Here is a 14818-nt window from a genome sequence, read left to right as displayed (position 1 = left end):
ACGCCCCACGTTTTCCCGCCGGACCGACCGCCGAAGACGCCACCGGGGCCCGATCACTCCGCAGATCTTGGTACGAAATGGCCCCCAGAGGGGCCGAAATCGTCCAAGATCTCCGCGCGCGCGGCGGGGAGGGGGACAGGCGGAAGCCCCGTGGGCGCGGTGGCCCCGGGGCTTCCGGTGGGATCTGTAGCGCTGGTCAGGCAGAGAACGAGGCGACGCGCTTGGCGATCGCCGACTTCCGGTTGGCCGCCTGGTTCGAGTGGATGACACCCTTGCTGGCAGCCTTGTCCAGCTTGCGGGTGGCCTCACGCATGAGCACGGTGGCCTTCTCGGTGTCGCCCGCCTCGGCAGCCTCGTGGAACTTCCGGATGGCGGTCTTCAGCGACGACTTGACCGACTTGTTACGCAGCCGGCGCTTCTCGTTCTGCCGGTTGCGCTTGATCTGGGACTTGATGTTCGCCACGCGACAGCCTCGTCTTGATAGCTCGGGTTGGTCTGCTTTCGCGCACGACGAGCATGCGTCATCGCCGCGCGAAAAGCCAGGCTACCAGGTCGGCCCCGGACGAGCCAAAACGCCTCTGCCCAGCCCCATCCAGCCTGGTCGGGCGGCGCGCCACGTCGGGGAGGTGGTGTGGTCAGGGCCCGTGGGATGCCGCCACCTCGCCGAACTGGTGTGGATCAAGGGGAAGGGGTGGGGCGTGCCCAGGACCAGCCCTGCCGCTCGGCCAGCCAACCGAGCGCCTGCTCCCCGCTCCACCGCTGGTGGGCGCGCAGGTGCGGGGAGGCGTTCGACGGTCCGGCCGCGGCGCCGGTCAGGAAGTACCCGGCCAGCGCGGCGAGCGTCACGTCCAGCGCGTCGGCGGGTGCTCCCGCCGCCGCCGGGTGACCGGCGAACGCGGCGTCCGCGTCCAAGCCGCCGGCGTAGGCGGTGAGCAGCAGCCCGGCCAGGTCGAACCAGGCCGGCCCGTGGCAGAGCCAGGGCCAGTCGCACAGCCAGGCCCGGCCGTCGGGGTCGATCAGGAGGTTGTCCACCCGCAGGTCGCCGTGGGCCAGGCCGGGGGCCGCGTCGGCGTACCCGGGCAGCCGCGACTCCAGCGCGACCAACTCGGCCAGCGGGGCGCCGGCCGCCGGTTCGGGCAGCGGCTCGCGCCCGGCGGCCACCTCGCCCCACCAGAGGATTTCGTCGCGGGCCAGGTCCGCGAGGCGGGGGAGCCGGAGCGCGGCCAGCTCCGCGGGCGGCTCGGCGAGCGCGGCGGCGACTTCGGCGTACGTGGCGAGGGCGGCGTCCAGCTCGGCCGGCGCCCAGGGCAACGCGGGGGTGTGCCCGTCGATCGCGTCGAGCGCGAGCGCGTACCAGCCGGACTCGGTGACCGCCCAGCGCGGCCGGGGCACCGGCAGGCCGGCCGGGAGCCGGGCCAGGATCGCCGCCTCGTGGGCGTACCAGTCGACCAGGTGCCGCTGCCCGTGCAGTGCCGCGGCCTTGACGAACACGCGCTCCCCGGCGGGGCCGGTCAGCGCGGCGGCGAAGCCGCTGGTGAATCCGCCGCCCGTCACCCGTACCGCTGACGGTTCGCCGCCGATCCGGGCGGACAGCGCGTCCCGCAACCCGGCCGGCAGGTCGGCCCAGCCGGGCCGGACGGCTGTCGACCCGTACGGAACCGGAGGTAGGGAGATCGGGCGCACCGCACCATGCTGCCGCACCGGCGGCGCGCGGCGAACCGGCGCGTCGGTGGGCTCTGCCAGACTGCCTGCCATGAGGACCGACGAGTTCTGGCAGTTGATCGACGACGCCCGCGCCGGCGCCGGGGGAGAGCCCGACGCGGTGGCCGCCCGGGCGGTCGCGCTGCTGGCCGAGCGCGACCCGGAGGAGATCGTCGGCTACGCCCACCACCAGCGGCGGGTGCTCGCCGCCTCCTACAAGGTCGACCTGTGGGGCGCGGCCTACCTCATCAACGGCGGCGCCTCGGACGACGGCTTCGAGTACTTCCGGGGCTGGCTGATGACGCAGGGCCGGGCGGTGTTCGCGCGGGCGGTCGGCGACCCGGACGCGCTGGCCGAGCTGCCGCAGGTCCGCGCGGCGGCACTCAGCGGCGAGGAGTTCGAGTGCGAGCAGATGCTGGCGGTGCCGTGGGACGCGTACCGGAAGGCCACCGCGTCCGACCTGCCGGCCGAGCGCGACCCGGTTCCGGTGCCCGACCTGAACGACTTCTGGGACTTCGACGACGAGGAGGAGGCCCGCCGCCGCCTGCCGAGGCTGGCCGCACTCTTCGTCGAGCCACCCGTGGAATAGTCCAGCCACCCGTGGAATAGCGGTGGAGTGAAGGGGGAGCCCGGGCGCGCGCCGGGCGACGTGGGACCATGGAGGGGGCCGGCGGCGCGCCGGCCCGCTCACGTCAGCCGACCAGAACGGACCGCTGTGCCACCGACGCTCGATCCCGGCGCGAACGCTCCTGGTGCCACCGACCCGGCGCGCATCCGGAACTTCTGCATCATCGCCCACATCGACCACGGGAAGTCGACCCTGGCCGACCGGATGTTGCAGCTCACCGGTGTGGTCGACCCCCGGCAGATGCGCGCGCAGTACCTGGACCGGATGGACATCGAGCGCGAGCGCGGCATCACCATCAAGAGCCAGGCCGTGCGGATGCCGTGGACGATCCGCGAGGGCGACCGGGCCGGCGAGACAGCCGTGCTCAACATGATCGACACCCCGGGCCACGTGGACTTCACCTACGAGGTGTCCCGTTCGCTGGCCGCCTGCGAGGGCGCGATCCTGCTCGTCGACGCCGCGCAGGGCATCGAGGCGCAGACGCTCGCCAACCTCTACCTGGCGCTCGAGAACGATCTGCACATCATCCCGGTGCTCAACAAGATCGACCTTCCGGCCGCGCAGCCGGAGAAGTACGCCGAGGAGCTGGCCCACCTGATCGGCGGCGACCCGGCGGACTGCATCAGGGTCTCCGGCAAGACCGGCGAGGGCGTGCCCTACCTGCTGGACGAGATCGTCCGGCAGTTCGTGCCGCCGGTGGGCGAGGCCGAGTCGCCGGCCCGCGCGATGATCTTCGACTCGGTGTACGACGTCTACCGGGGCGTGGTCACGTACGTCCGGGTCATCGACGGCCGGATCTCGGCCCGGGACCGGATCAAGATGATGTCCACCGGCGCGGTCCACGAGCTGCTGGAGATCGGCGTCATCTCGCCGGAGATGGTCAAGGCCGACGCGCTCGGCGTCGGCGAGGTGGGCTACCTGATCACCGGCGTGAAGGACGTGCGCCAGTCCCGGGTCGGTGACACGGTCACCATCAACGGCAACCCGGCCAAGGAGGCGCTCGGCGGCTACAAGGACCCGAAGCCGATGGTCTACTCGGGGCTCTACCCGATCGACGGCTCGGACTACCCGAACCTGCGTGAGGCGCTGGACAAGCTCAAGCTCAACGACGCCGCGCTGGTCTACGAGCCGGAGACCTCCGGCGCGCTGGGCTTCGGTTTCCGCTGTGGCTTCCTCGGCCTGCTGCACCTGGAGATCATCCGGGAGCGGCTGGAGCGGGAGTTCAACCTCGACCTGATCTCCACCGCGCCGAACGTGGTCTACCGGGCCATCCAGGAGGACGGCGAGGAGATCGTGGTCACCAACCCGAGCGAGTACCCGACCGGCAAGATCGCCGAGGTGTACGAGCCGACGGTGCGGGCCACGGTGCTGACCCCGAACGACTACGTGGGCGCGGTGATGGAGCTGTGCCAGGGCCGCCGGGGCAGCCTGCTCGGCATGGACTACCTCTCCGCCGACCGGGTGGAGCTGCGGTACACGCTGCCGCTGGCCGAGATCATCTTCGACTTCTTCGACCAGCTCAAGAGCCGCACCAAGGGGTACGCGTCGCTGGACTACGAGCCCTCCGGCGAGCAGGCGTCCGACCTGGTGAAGGTCGACATCCTGCTGCACGGTGAGCCGGTCGACGCGTTCAGCGCGATCGTGCACAAGGACAAGGCGTACACGTACGGCACGACGATCGCGGCGAAGCTGCGCACGCTGATCCCGCGCCAGCAGTTCGAGGTGCCGATCCAGGCGGCCATCGGCAGCCGGGTGATCGCCCGGGAGACCATCCGCGCGATCCGCAAGGACGTGCTCGCCAAGTGCTACGGCGGTGACATCAGCCGGAAGCGCAAGCTGCTGGAGAAGCAGAAGGAGGGCAAGAAGCGGATGAAGATGGTGGGCCGGGTGGAGGTCCCCCAGGAGGCGTTCATCGCGGCGCTCTCGTCCGACTCCGGCGACGGCAAGCCCGCCGGCAAGAAGTAGCCGCCAGAGTCCACGAACCGGCCGGCGTCCCCTCGCGGGGGCGCCGGCCGGTTCGTGTACCCAGGAAATTTTCAGCTGGTGGCAGCGCTCCCGCCTGCGGGTTCGTCCCGGCCGGGGGAGTGGCGGTCGATGTTGCCGGTTTCGGTTTTCGATGCGTCGGGCACTTAGCGGTCACGACAGCAACCGCACAGAACGTGCGAAATCGCTTTAGGAGGACCGACCGTGGAGTTCACCGTCTGGGGCATCATCACCGCGCTCGTCGTGGGTCTGATCGTCGGCGCGCTGGGCCGGCTGGTCGTGCCGGGCCGGCAGAACATGCCGATGTGGCTGCACATGGTGATCGGTGTCGGCGCCGCACTGCTGGGCACCGTCCTGGCCCGCGCGCTCGGCATCGCCACGCAGACCGCCGGCATCGACTGGGCCGAGCTGGCCGTGCAGGTCGTGCTCGCCGCCATCGCCGTGGCCCTGGTGGCCGGCGTCGGCCGCCGCCGCAGCGTCTCGCGTTACTGATCGACGCACCACGCGCCTCGACGGGCGCCCGGCCGATGCGGCCGGGCGCCCGTCGGCGTATTCGGCGCATTGAACCCCGTCGGTGTGCTGCGCCCGCCCGCCGCGCCCGGTTTCGGGGTTAAGCAGCAGGTCAGGGTACGTCTGAACAATTCGTCATCGGAGTCGGTTTGGATTTCCGGGCGGTCGGGAACTTAGCGATCACGACAGTAACCACACAAAAACGTGTGACCGGATCTTAAGGAGGAGGGCGACCATGGAGCTCACCGTTTGGGGCATCATCACGGCGCTGGTCGTTGGTCTGATCGTCGGCGCGCTGGGCCGGCTGGTCGTGCCGGGCCGGCAGAACATGCCGATGTGGCTGCACATGCTGATCGGCGTCGGCGCCGCGCTTCTGGGCACGATCGTGGCCCGGGCCTCCGGCTTCGCCGAGACCGCCGGTATCGACTGGCGCGAGCTGATGCTGCAGGTGCTCTTCGCCGCGATCGGTGTGGCCCTGGTGGCGGGCGTCGGCCGTCGCCGCGGCGTCTCGCGCTACTGACCCCGCACCACGCGCCTCGACGGGCGCCCGGCCTCACCGGCCGGGCGCCCGTCGGCGTGTGCGGCCCGGAACTGCCCGGACGGCATCGATGTCGGCCGGGCCTCCGGCTGCGATACGGTCGCCTGTGCCCTCCGTCACCAACACCCCCTGTTGTAAAGGAAATTTTCCTACTAAGGTGCGGCGGAGAAGGTTAGTGCCAAACGGCCCTGAGGGAGATATGGCGTGAACAGGTGGAAGCGGCTGGCTCCGGTCACCGCCATCGTGGCGTCGGCCGCGTTGGTGCTGACCGCGTGCGGTGGCTCCGGCGACGACGACAAGGCCGCCGACAACAGCAAGCTCACTGTGTGGATGATGGGTGAGGGCGGCGACGCTCAGACCACGTTCCTCGACAGCGTCGAGGCGGAGTTCAAGAAGAAGCACCCCGAGACCGACGTCGTGGTGCAGTACATCCCCTGGCTCGAGGCGCCGAAGAAGTTCCAGGCCGCGCTCGCCGGCGGGGAGGGCCCGGACGTCACCGAACTGGGGAACACCGAGACCCAGGGCTGGGCCGCGCAGGAGGCCCTGGCCGACGTCTCGGACAAGTTCAACGGCTGGTCCGAGGGCAAGGACATCCTGCCCGACCTGGTCAAGAACGCCCAGCTCGACGGCAAGCAGTACGGCGTGCCGTGGTACGCCGGCGTGCGCGCCGTCTACTACCGCACCGACTGGTTCGCCGAGGCGGGCGTGAAGACGCCGACGAACTGGGACGAGATGGTCGCCGCCGCGAAGGCCGTGCAGGCCAAGAAGCCGGGAACCTACGGCATCGCCCTGCCCGGCAACTCCGAGCTGCCGTTCTACTCCTTCCTCTGGGGTGCCGGCGGGGAGATCGCGACCAAGGAGGGCGACAGCTGGAAGTCCGGCTACAACACCCCCGAGGCGCAGAAGGCGGTCAAGTTCTGGACCGACCTGGTGACAGTGCACAAGGTCGCCCCGCCGGCCGCCGCCGGGTGGAACGAGGTCGACGCCCGTACCCAGTTCGCCACCGGCAAGGCCGCCATGGCGTTCGCCGGTAGCTGGCAGGGCGGCGCGATGAAGAAGGACAACCCCGACATCGAGAAGGTGTGGGGCACGTTCCCGATCCCCGGCCCGGACGGCAAGCCCGCCCCGGCGTTCGCCGGCGGTTCCGACATCGCCATCTGGAAGGACAGCGAGCGGCAGGCGCTGGCCTGGGACTACATGACCGTGCTGCTGAGCAAGCAGAAGGACAAGGAGTTCGCCAGCAGCCTCGGCTTCTTCCCGGTCTACCAGGACCTGGTCAGCAGCGGCGACTACGCCAACGACAAGGTGATGGCCGCGTTCGCCACCGCCATCCAGAACACCAAGCTGACCCCGCTCACCCCGAAGTGGGTCGAGGTCAGCCGCACCAAGACGGTGACCCAGGCGATGAACAGCTCGGTCATCAAGGGCCAGAAGACGGTCGAGAAGGCCACCGCCGACGCGGCCACCGAGATGGAAAGCATCCTCAACGCCAAGTGACCACGCTGACCGAGGCCACCGGCGAGGCCGCCGCGCGGGAGACCCCCGCGCGGCGGCGCCGTCGCCGGGTGGACCACCTTCCGTACCTGCTCCTCCTGCCCTGCCTGGCGATCATCGCCGTGCTGCTGCTCTGGCCGCTCGGCCAGGTCGTGTGGATGTCCTTCCACAAGCTGGACAGCGTCCGGCAGCTGCGCGGCGACCGCGAGTGGCCGTGGGTCGGCCTGGCCAACTACGCGCAGATCCTCGGCGACCCGTTCTTCCGTACGGTGCTGCGCAACACCGTGCTGTTCGCGCTCGCCAACGTGGCGCTCACGATGATCCTCGGCACGCTTGTCGGGCTGCTGCTCAACCGCCTGGGCAAGAAGATGGCCACGTTCGTGGCGAGCTGCGTGATGCTCGCCTGGGCCACCCCGGCGCTGACCGGCACGATCGTCTGGAAGTGGATCTTCGATGACACGAGCGGCCTGGTCACGTGGCTGTTCAACAAGCTCCCGGACGGGCTGTCCACGGCCCTGTTCGGGCGCAGCGACTGGACCGGGTACGGCTGGTTCAACGACCCGCTGCTGTTCTTCGCCATCCTGACGCTCGTGGTGGTCTGGCACTCGTTCCCGTTCATCGCGGTGAGCGTGCTGGCCGGGCTCAAGAGCGTGCCGACGGAGTTGCAGGAGGCGGCCCGGGTCGACGGCGCCGGGCCGTGGAAGGTGTTCTGGAAGGTCACGTTCCCGATGCTGCGGCCGGTCTTCGGCATCCTCGTGGTGCTCTCCACGATCTGGGACTTCAAGGTCTTCACCCAGCAGTTCGTGCTGGCCGGCGGCACCCAGGACCGGTCCACGTTCATGCTGTCGATCTACTCGTACGCGGAGGCGTTCTCGCCACCGCCCAAGTACGGCCTCGGCTCCGCCATCGCGGTCATCCTCACCGTGATCCTGCTCGTGGTGACCGCCCTGTACGTCCGCATGGTGCTGCGGCAGGAGGACGAATGATGAAGAAGATCGCCCTCAACGGCGCGGGCCTGCTGGTCGCGCTCTTCGCCGCGTTCCCGGTCTACTGGATGGTGGCGACCTCGCTGAAGCCCAACCGGGAGATCTTCTCGTCCACGCCCCGGCCGGTGCCGGCGGAGCCGACGCTGGAGCACTACCGGGAGATCCTCACCGGCAACCTGATTCCGGGCGTCACATTCGCCGACTTCTTCCTCAACAGCGTGCTCGTCGCGGGGGCCACGGTGCTGCTGAGCGGGCTGGTCGCGCTGCTCGCCGCGACGGCCGTGGCCCGGTTCCGGTTCAAGCTGCGCACCACGTTCCTGATCATGCTGCTGGTGGTGCAGATGATCCCGCTGGAGGCGCTGGTCATCCCGCTGTTCCTGATGATCCAGCGGCTCGGCCTCTACAACACGCTGCCCAGCCTGATCCTCACGTACCTCGGCTTCTCGCTGCCGTTCGCGGTCTGGATGCTGCGTGGCTTCGTCGCGGCGGTGCCGAAGGAACTGGAGGAGGCCGCCGCCATCGACGGCGCCAGCCGGGCCCAGACGTTCCGCAAGGTGCTGTTCCCGCTCGTCGCGCCCGGCCTGGTCGCCACCAGCATCTTCTCGTTCATCACCGCGTGGAACGAGCTGATCTTCGCGTTGACCTTCATCAACGACCAGCAGAAGTACACGCTGCCGGTGGCGATGACGTTCTTCTTCGGCCGCGACGACACCGCCTGGGGCTCGGTGATGGCGGCGTCCACGCTGTTCACCCTGCCGGTGATCGTCTTCTTCCTGCTGGTGCAGCGCCGGATGGTCTCCGGCCTGGTCGCGGGAGCGGTGAAGGGCTGAGCCGGCGGGCCGGTCAGGCCGCGGCGAACACCTCAGCCCGCACCTCGGTGGCCGGGTCGCCCTTCACCCGGGCCCAGGAGCCCTGCTCGGCGGTCCACTCCAGGTTGCCGAAGCGGACCTTCTTCACGCCGTGGTCGTCGGCGTGCGAGACCAGCCAGTGCGCGTACCGCCAGCCGTTGCGGTCCCCACCGGCCGGCACGGTGAGCGCGGTCAGGTCGGTCGCGGTGGCCAGCCGGGGAAGCCCCCAGTCCAGGGACAGGCTCTCCAGCACGGCGCTGGCGGCGGCCGGGCCGCGCATCGTCGGCGGCGACGACACGGTGCAGGCCACCGCGCCGGTCGCGTGGCCGAGCAACGCGCGGGTCAGGACCTCCGACTCGTCCGCCCACTTCTGGTACGCCTCGGGGAACGCCGACCGCTGCACCCGCTGGGCGGCGTCGGTGACCCGCATCCGCTCCCAGCCCTTGACCCTCTTCAGCGCGGCGTAGAACTTGTTCGCCGCGTACCGCGGGTCCTGGACCTGCTCCGGGGTACCCCAGCCCTGGCTCGGGCGCTGCTGGAACAGGCCGAGCGAGTCGCGGTCGCCGTGGGCGATGTTGCGCAGGTGCGACTCCTGGTACGCGGTCGCCAGCGCCACCACCACCGCCCGCTCGGGCATCCGGCGCTGCATCCCGATGGCCGCGATGGTGGCCGCGTTCGCCATCTGGTCGGCGCCGAGCACCACCTCGCCGTCGGCCTTCACCGTGCAGGTCCGGCTGGACAGGGGGAGCCGCAGGTGCTCGCCGAACTGCTTGGTCACGACATAGACCGCGAGCAGTGCCAGCACGCACACCGCCACCCCAGATGCCACGATCGCCGCTCGCGTCCGCACCCGCACCCCCTGTCCCGACAGTCCGACAAGCGTACGTCCCACCCGCACCGGCGCGTCTCGGCCGACCGGCGGGCCCCACCTCGGCCGCAATGGCTCCCGCGGGGCCCGCCGCGCCCTCAGTCTCCGGCGGGCACCCAGGCGGCGGGACGCTTCTCCCGGAACGCCATGACGCCCTCGCGCCCCTCGTCGGAGAGGAAGTACCCGGTCGACAGCGCGGCCAACTCGGCGATCTCGGCCCGCAGGTCGGTCCCGGCGGGCCGGCGCAGCAGCTCCTTCGCCCCGGCCAGCGCCCCCGGCGCGCCCTTCACCAGCGAGTCGCAGTAGCGCCCGACGGCGGCGTCCAGCTCGTCGGCCGGCACCGCGGCGGTGACCAGGCCGATCTCGGCGGCGCGGCGGCCGTCGAACGTGTCGCCGGTCAGGTACAGCTCGGCGGCGGCCCGCTGGCCCAGCCGCGGCAGCACGGTCGCCGAGATCACCGCCGGGATCACGCCGATCCGCACCTCGGTGAACGCGAACGTCGCCTCCTGCGCGCAGACCGCCAGGTCGGCGGCGGCGATCAGGCCCAGACCACCGGCCCGGGCCGGCCCGGCGACCTTCGCCACCACCGGCTTCGGGCACTCCCGCACCGCCACCAGCACGTCGCCGAGCATCCCGGCGGGCACCGTGCCGCTGGCGTACGCGGCGGCGGTCTCCTTCAGGTCGGCGCCGGAGCAGAAGACCGGGCCGGTGTGGTCGAGCACGATCGCGCGTACCGCGTCGTCGGCGACCGCGTCGGCCAGCCCGGCCAGCAGCTGGGTCATCAGGGGCGTGGAGAGCGCGTTGCGATTGTGCGGGCTGTCCAGGGTGAGGGTGGTCACCCCACGGGCCGTGGCGACTCGCACGAGAACGTCCGGAGAGGTCATGCCGGGCACACTAGTGGCCATGCCCGGCGTCCTTCCAGAAGGCGAACCCGTCCCGCGCGACGGATCGCTGCCCGCCACCGCCCGCCGCGCCGTCGGCGCGCGCGGCTTCGGCGTGTACGTCCACGTGCCGTTCTGCGCCAGCCGGTGCGGTTACTGCGACTTCAACACGTACACCGCCTCCGAGCTGGGCGGCGGGGCGAGCCGGGAGACTTACGCCGACTCGGTGCTCGCCGAGCTGGCCCTGGCCGCCCGGGTGCTGGGCGACTCACCGCCGCCCCGGGTCGACACGGTCTTCGTCGGCGGCGGCACGCCCACCCTGCTGCCCGCCGACGACCTGGCCCGGATCCTCGACGGCATCGACCGCGTCTGGGGGCTGGCCGCCGACGCCGAGGTGACCACCGAGGCCAACCCCGAGTCGGTGAGCCCGGAGTCGCTCAAGACGCTGCGGGCGGCCGGCTACACCCGGATCTCGCTCGGCATGCAGTCCGCCGCTCCCGGGGTGCTCGCGGTGCTGGACCGGCGGCACAGCGCGGGCCGGGCCACCGCCGCCGCGCTGGAGGCGCGCGACGCCGGGTTCGAGCACGTGAACCTGGACCTGATCTACGGCACGCCGGGCGAGACCGCAGACGACTTCGCCGCCTCGCTGGCCCAGGTGGTCGACGCGGGCGTGGACCACGTCAGCGCGTACGCCCTGATCGTGGAGGACGGCACCCGGCTGGCCGCGCGGATGCGCCGGGGCGAGCTGCCGTACCCCTCCGACGACGTGGCGGCGGACCGCTACCTGGCCGCGGAGGCCGCGCTCGGTGCGGCCGGATTCTCCTGGTACGAGGTGTCGAACTGGGCCCGCTCGGCGGCGGCGGCGTGCCGGCACAACCTGCTCTACTGGACCGGCGCCGACTGGTGGGGCCTGGGCCCGGGGGCGCACAGCCACGTCGGCGGCGTGCGCTGGTGGAACGTCAAGCACCCGAGCGCGTACGCGGCCCGGCTGGCCGAGGGTGCCTCGCCGGCGCTGGCCCGGGAGCGGCTCAGCCCCGAGGAGCAGCACATGGAGGACGTGATGCTGCGGGTGCGGCTCGCCTCCGGGCTGCCGCTGGACGTGCTGGACGAGCCCGGCCGGGCGGGCGCCGAGCGGGCCCGGGACGCCGGGCTGCTCGACGCCGGGGCGTACGCGCGAGGGCTCGTGGTGCTGACGCTGCGCGGACGGCTGCTGGCCGACGCGGTGGTACGCGACCTGCTGCCGTGACCGGCACCGGCCGGCCGCCCCCTCGGCCGGCCGGCGGTGTCACTTGATGAAGTTGTAGGTCATCGGGTAGCGGTAGAGCACACCCTCGTTGGCCTTGACCCCGCCGATGATCCCGAAGATCAGCGGCACCAGCCAGACCAGCATCGGGACGAAGAACAGGATCCCGCAGGTGATGACCGTGATCACCCAGGCGAGCACGCTGGCGATGGTCCAGGTGATCTGGAAGTTCAGCGCCGCGACCGCGTGGGCGCGGACCGTCGGGGACTGCTGACCCCGGGTCATCATCGCGATCAGCGGGGCGACCCAGCCGAGCAGACCGCCACCGACGATGACGCCGGCGGCGCCGCCGAAGTGCGCCACCAGGGCCCACGTCTTCTCGTCGTTGTTGGCGTACGAGGCCGGACCGTACCCGCCACCGGCGGGGTAGCCGGGCGTGCCGCCCGGCGGGGGGTAGCCACCCGGCGGGGGGTAGCCGCCGCCCGGGGGCGGGTAGCCGCCCGGAGGCGGATAGTCACCGGGCGGGGGATAGCCGCCGGCGCCCGGCGCCCCGGACAGTGGAGCGGTGGGCGGTTCGCTGCCCGGCGACGAGCCGTAGGGCGCCGACGGGTCGGGCTGGGGGCCGGAGTCCCCTGCCCCTGGAGGGCGAGGAGGTTCTGTCATGGTCGCCACGGTAGGTGCACCGGTCAACTCGCACCAGAGCGACACAGACCGACGATGACCGGCTGTTCGGCCCTGGTGGGCGGCGCTGTGTGGTGGGCCGCACCGCAGGTCCGTCGGGCGATCATCGCGTCGGCGGGGGTGCCGACGTAGACTGGCACTCGCTACAGTCGAGTGCCAGCCGCCCGGCGGATGCCGCGTGCCGGCCCGGCCGAGCTGCGTCAGGAGGTGGGGAATGGGTCTCGACGACCGCAAACTCGCCGTGCTGCGCGCGATCGTCGAGGACTACGTCGCCACGCAGGAACCGGTCGGCAGCAAGGCCCTGGTCGAGCGGCACCAGCTCGGCGTCTCGCCCGCCACCGTGCGCAACGACATGGCGGTGCTGGAGGAGGAGGGCTACATCCGGCAGCCGCACACCAGCGCCGGCCGGGTGCCCACCGACCGCGGCTACCGCCTCTTCGTCGACCGGCTGTCCCGGGTCAAGCCGCTCAGCCCGGCCGAGCGCCGGGCGATCGAGCGCTTCCTGGTCGGCGCCGTCGACCTGGACGACGTGGTGCACCGTACGGTCCGGCTGCTCGCCCAGCTCACCCGTCAGGTGGCGGTGGTGCAGTACCCGAGCCTGGCCCGGTCCAAGGTGCGCCACCTGGAGCTGGTGCCGATCTCCACCACCCGGCTGATGGTCGTCATGATCGCCGACACCGGCCGGGTCGAGCAGCGACTGGTCGAGCTGCCCGCCCCGGTGCCCGCCGACGACGTGACCGACCTGCGCCGGCTGGTGAACGAGAAGCTGGTCGGCAGCCAGCTCGCCGAGACGCCGCCGCTGGTGCAGGCGCTCGTCGACGAGTCCGCGCCGCACCTGCGCCCGGCCATGACCACGCTGTCCACCGTGCTGCTGGAGACGCTGGTGGAGCGGCACGAGGAACGCCTCGCGCTGGCCGGCCAGGCCAACCTCACCCGGGGCGGCCTGCTCGACTTCCAGGGTTCGCTGCGCCCCATCCTGGAGGCGCTCGAAGAAGAGGTCGTGCTGCTCAAGCTGATCGGCGAGACCGAGCCGAGCACCACCCGGGTGCTCATCGGCGACGAGAACGAATTCGACAACCTGCGGGCCGCCTCGGTGGTCAGCACCGGCTACGGACCGGGCAGCACGATCGTCGGCGGGCTCGGCGTGCTCGGGCCGACCCGGATGGACTACCCCGGCAATATCGCCATGGTGAGGGCCGTGGCACGCTACGTGGGCGAACTGCTGGCCCAGAACTGACCAGTCAGGGCCGACGGCCGGTTCCGGCCGACGACCGGAGCGACGCGAGACGAACATGAGGACACCTAACGCAGTGGCCAGGGACTACTACGGCATTCTCGGCGTGAGCCGGGACGCCTCCGACGACGAGATCAAGCGCGCCTACCGCAAGCTGGCGCGGCAGTTCCACCCGGACGTCAATCCGGACCCGGAGGCCCAGGAGAAGTTCAAGGACATCAACGCCGCGTACGAGGTCCTCTCGGACGACCGGAAGCGGCAGATCGTCGACCTGGGCGGCGACCCGCTCGCCCCGGGCGGCGGTGGCATGGGCGGCCCGGGCGGTCCCGGCGGCGCCGGCCCGTTCGTCGGCTTCCAGGACATCATGGACGCGTTCTTCGGCGGCGCCGCGGGCGGCAGCCGGGGGCCGCGGCCGCGTACCCGCCCCGGCGCGGACGCGATCCTGCGCCTGGAACTGGACCTCAACGAGACCGCGTTCGGCGTCGAGGCGCCGATCACGGTCGACACCGCGGTGCTCTGCACCACCTGTTCCGGCGCCGGCACCGCCGCCGGCACCCACCTGGCCACCTGCGAGGCGTGCGGCGGCCGGGGCGAGGTGCAGTCGGTGCAGCGGACGTTCCTCGGTCAGGTCGTCTCCGCCCGGCCGTGCACCGTCTGCCAGGGCTACGGCACCACCATCCCGCACCCCTGCCCGACCTGCGCCGGTGACGGCCGGGTACGCACCCGCCGCTCGCTGACCGTCAAGATCCCCGCCGGGGTCGAGGACGGCATGCGGATCCGCCTGGCCCAGCAGGGCGAGGTCGGCCCGGGTGGCGGCACCGCCGGTGACCTCTACGTCGAGATCCACGAGCGGCCGCACGACGTCTACTCCCGCAAGGGCGACGACCTGCACTGCCGGGTGACGGTGCCGATGACCGCCGCCGCGCTCGGCACCCGGCTGACCATCAAGACGCTGGACAGCGAGGAGACGGTCGACGTCAAGCCCGGCACCCAGCCCGGCAGCACGCTGCGGCTGCGCGCCCGGGGCGTACCGCACCTGCGCGGCACCGGCCGGGGTGACCTCTACGTGCACCTGGACGTGCGTACCCCGACCAAGCTCGACGCCGACCAGGAGCGGATGCTGCGCGACTTCGCCAAGACCCGCGGCGAGGAGGTCGCCGAGCTGACCAAGCAGGGCGGCTTCTTCTCCCGGATGCGCGACGCCTTCAACGGGCACGCCTGAG

Annotated in this window: 15 protein-coding genes; 10 read left to right on the top strand and 5 right to left on the bottom strand. The window is 71.6% G+C overall.

Features of this window, described 5'->3' with window-relative positions:
• Positions 1–196: 196 nt before the first annotated feature.
• Together rpsT and NMK34_RS23775 are read right to left on the bottom strand one after the other, a co-directional pair.
• Positions 197–463 carry a 30S ribosomal protein S20 gene (rpsT, locus tag NMK34_RS23780; RefSeq protein ID WP_013287988.1) on the bottom strand — a complete coding sequence of 89 codons (267 nt, stop codon included), beginning with the start codon at positions 461–463 and terminating at the stop codon, positions 197–199.
• Between the two features lie 215 nt (positions 464–678).
• On the bottom strand, positions 679–1755 hold the full coding sequence (locus tag NMK34_RS23775; protein ID WP_318335275.1) for an aminoglycoside phosphotransferase family protein: 1077 nt from the start codon (positions 1753–1755) through the stop codon (positions 679–681).
• Here NMK34_RS23775 and NMK34_RS23770 point away from each other — a divergent pair.
• From NMK34_RS23770 to NMK34_RS23740, 7 genes are all read left to right on the top strand, one after another.
• Positions 1754–2290 carry a DUF4240 domain-containing protein gene (locus tag NMK34_RS23770; RefSeq protein WP_135241591.1) on the top strand — a complete coding sequence of 179 codons (537 nt, stop codon included), beginning with the start codon at positions 1754–1756 and terminating at the stop codon, positions 2288–2290. The two genes, NMK34_RS23775 and NMK34_RS23770, sit on opposite strands and share 2 nt — an antisense overlap.
• Before the next feature lie 126 nt (positions 2291–2416).
• Positions 2417–4294, top strand: coding sequence for a translation elongation factor 4 (lepA, locus tag NMK34_RS23765; RefSeq protein WP_282310913.1), 1878 nt, complete (start codon positions 2417–2419; stop codon positions 4292–4294).
• 222 nt (positions 4295–4516) lie between these two features.
• On the top strand, positions 4517–4804 hold the full coding sequence (locus tag NMK34_RS23760) for a GlsB/YeaQ/YmgE family stress response membrane protein (RefSeq protein ID WP_013287984.1): 288 nt from the start codon (positions 4517–4519) through the stop codon (positions 4802–4804).
• A gap of 253 nt (positions 4805–5057) precedes the next feature.
• Positions 5058–5342 carry a GlsB/YeaQ/YmgE family stress response membrane protein gene (locus NMK34_RS23755; RefSeq protein ID WP_030503112.1) on the top strand — a complete coding sequence of 95 codons (285 nt, stop codon included), beginning with the start codon at positions 5058–5060 and terminating at the stop codon, positions 5340–5342.
• Between the two features lie 222 nt (positions 5343–5564).
• Positions 5565–6857 carry a sugar ABC transporter substrate-binding protein gene (locus NMK34_RS23750; protein WP_135241589.1) on the top strand — a complete coding sequence of 431 codons (1293 nt, stop codon included), beginning with the start codon at positions 5565–5567 and terminating at the stop codon, positions 6855–6857.
• Positions 6854–7840, top strand: coding sequence for a sugar ABC transporter permease (locus NMK34_RS23745; protein WP_318335274.1), 987 nt, complete (start codon positions 6854–6856; stop codon positions 7838–7840). The genes NMK34_RS23750 and NMK34_RS23745 overlap by 4 nt, the downstream gene beginning before the upstream one ends.
• On the top strand, positions 7837–8670 hold the full coding sequence (locus NMK34_RS23740) for a carbohydrate ABC transporter permease (protein WP_318335273.1): 834 nt from the start codon (positions 7837–7839) through the stop codon (positions 8668–8670). The genes NMK34_RS23745 and NMK34_RS23740 overlap by 4 nt, the downstream gene beginning before the upstream one ends.
• Before the next feature lie 13 nt (positions 8671–8683).
• Here the strand turns inward: NMK34_RS23740 and NMK34_RS23735 are convergent, their stop codons facing one another.
• Together NMK34_RS23735 and NMK34_RS23730 are read right to left on the bottom strand one after the other, a co-directional pair.
• Positions 8684–9544: a hypothetical protein gene (locus tag NMK34_RS23735; RefSeq protein WP_318335272.1), complete on the bottom strand. Its 861-nt coding sequence runs from the start codon at positions 9542–9544 to the stop codon at positions 8684–8686.
• A gap of 110 nt (positions 9545–9654) precedes the next feature.
• The gene (locus NMK34_RS23730) at positions 9655–10440 is read right to left on the bottom strand and encodes an enoyl-CoA hydratase-related protein (protein WP_318335271.1); all 786 of its coding nucleotides are present in this window, start codon (positions 10438–10440) and stop codon (positions 9655–9657) included.
• A gap of 19 nt (positions 10441–10459) precedes the next feature.
• Between NMK34_RS23730 and hemW the strand changes: the two genes are divergently transcribed.
• A complete protein-coding gene (hemW, locus tag NMK34_RS23725; protein ID WP_318335270.1) occupies positions 10460–11683 on the top strand; it encodes a radical SAM family heme chaperone HemW in 1224 nt (407 codons plus the stop codon).
• Between the two features lie 39 nt (positions 11684–11722).
• Here the strand turns inward: hemW and NMK34_RS23720 are convergent, their stop codons facing one another.
• Positions 11723–12343, bottom strand: coding sequence for a DUF4870 domain-containing protein (locus NMK34_RS23720; RefSeq protein WP_135241585.1), 621 nt, complete (start codon positions 12341–12343; stop codon positions 11723–11725).
• Between the two features lie 232 nt (positions 12344–12575).
• On the opposite strand from NMK34_RS23720, the gene hrcA reads away from it, so the two are divergent.
• Positions 12576–13598 carry a heat-inducible transcriptional repressor HrcA gene (gene hrcA, locus NMK34_RS23715; RefSeq protein ID WP_135241584.1) on the top strand — a complete coding sequence of 341 codons (1023 nt, stop codon included), beginning with the start codon at positions 12576–12578 and terminating at the stop codon, positions 13596–13598.
• A 73-nt stretch (positions 13599–13671) separates the two neighbouring features.
• Positions 13672–14817 carry a molecular chaperone DnaJ gene (dnaJ, locus tag NMK34_RS23710; protein ID WP_175438744.1) on the top strand — a complete coding sequence of 382 codons (1146 nt, stop codon included), beginning with the start codon at positions 13672–13674 and terminating at the stop codon, positions 14815–14817.
• The last annotated feature ends 1 nt before the right edge of the window (position 14818 follow it).

The sequence above is a fragment of the Micromonospora sp. BRA006-A genome, from assembly GCF_033433935.1.
In the GTDB taxonomy this organism is placed as follows: domain Bacteria; phylum Actinomycetota; class Actinomycetes; order Mycobacteriales; family Micromonosporaceae; genus Micromonospora; species Micromonospora aurantiaca.
The sequence above is the reverse complement of the archived record's forward strand: the minus strand, read 5'-3'. Positions and strand labels throughout refer to the sequence as shown.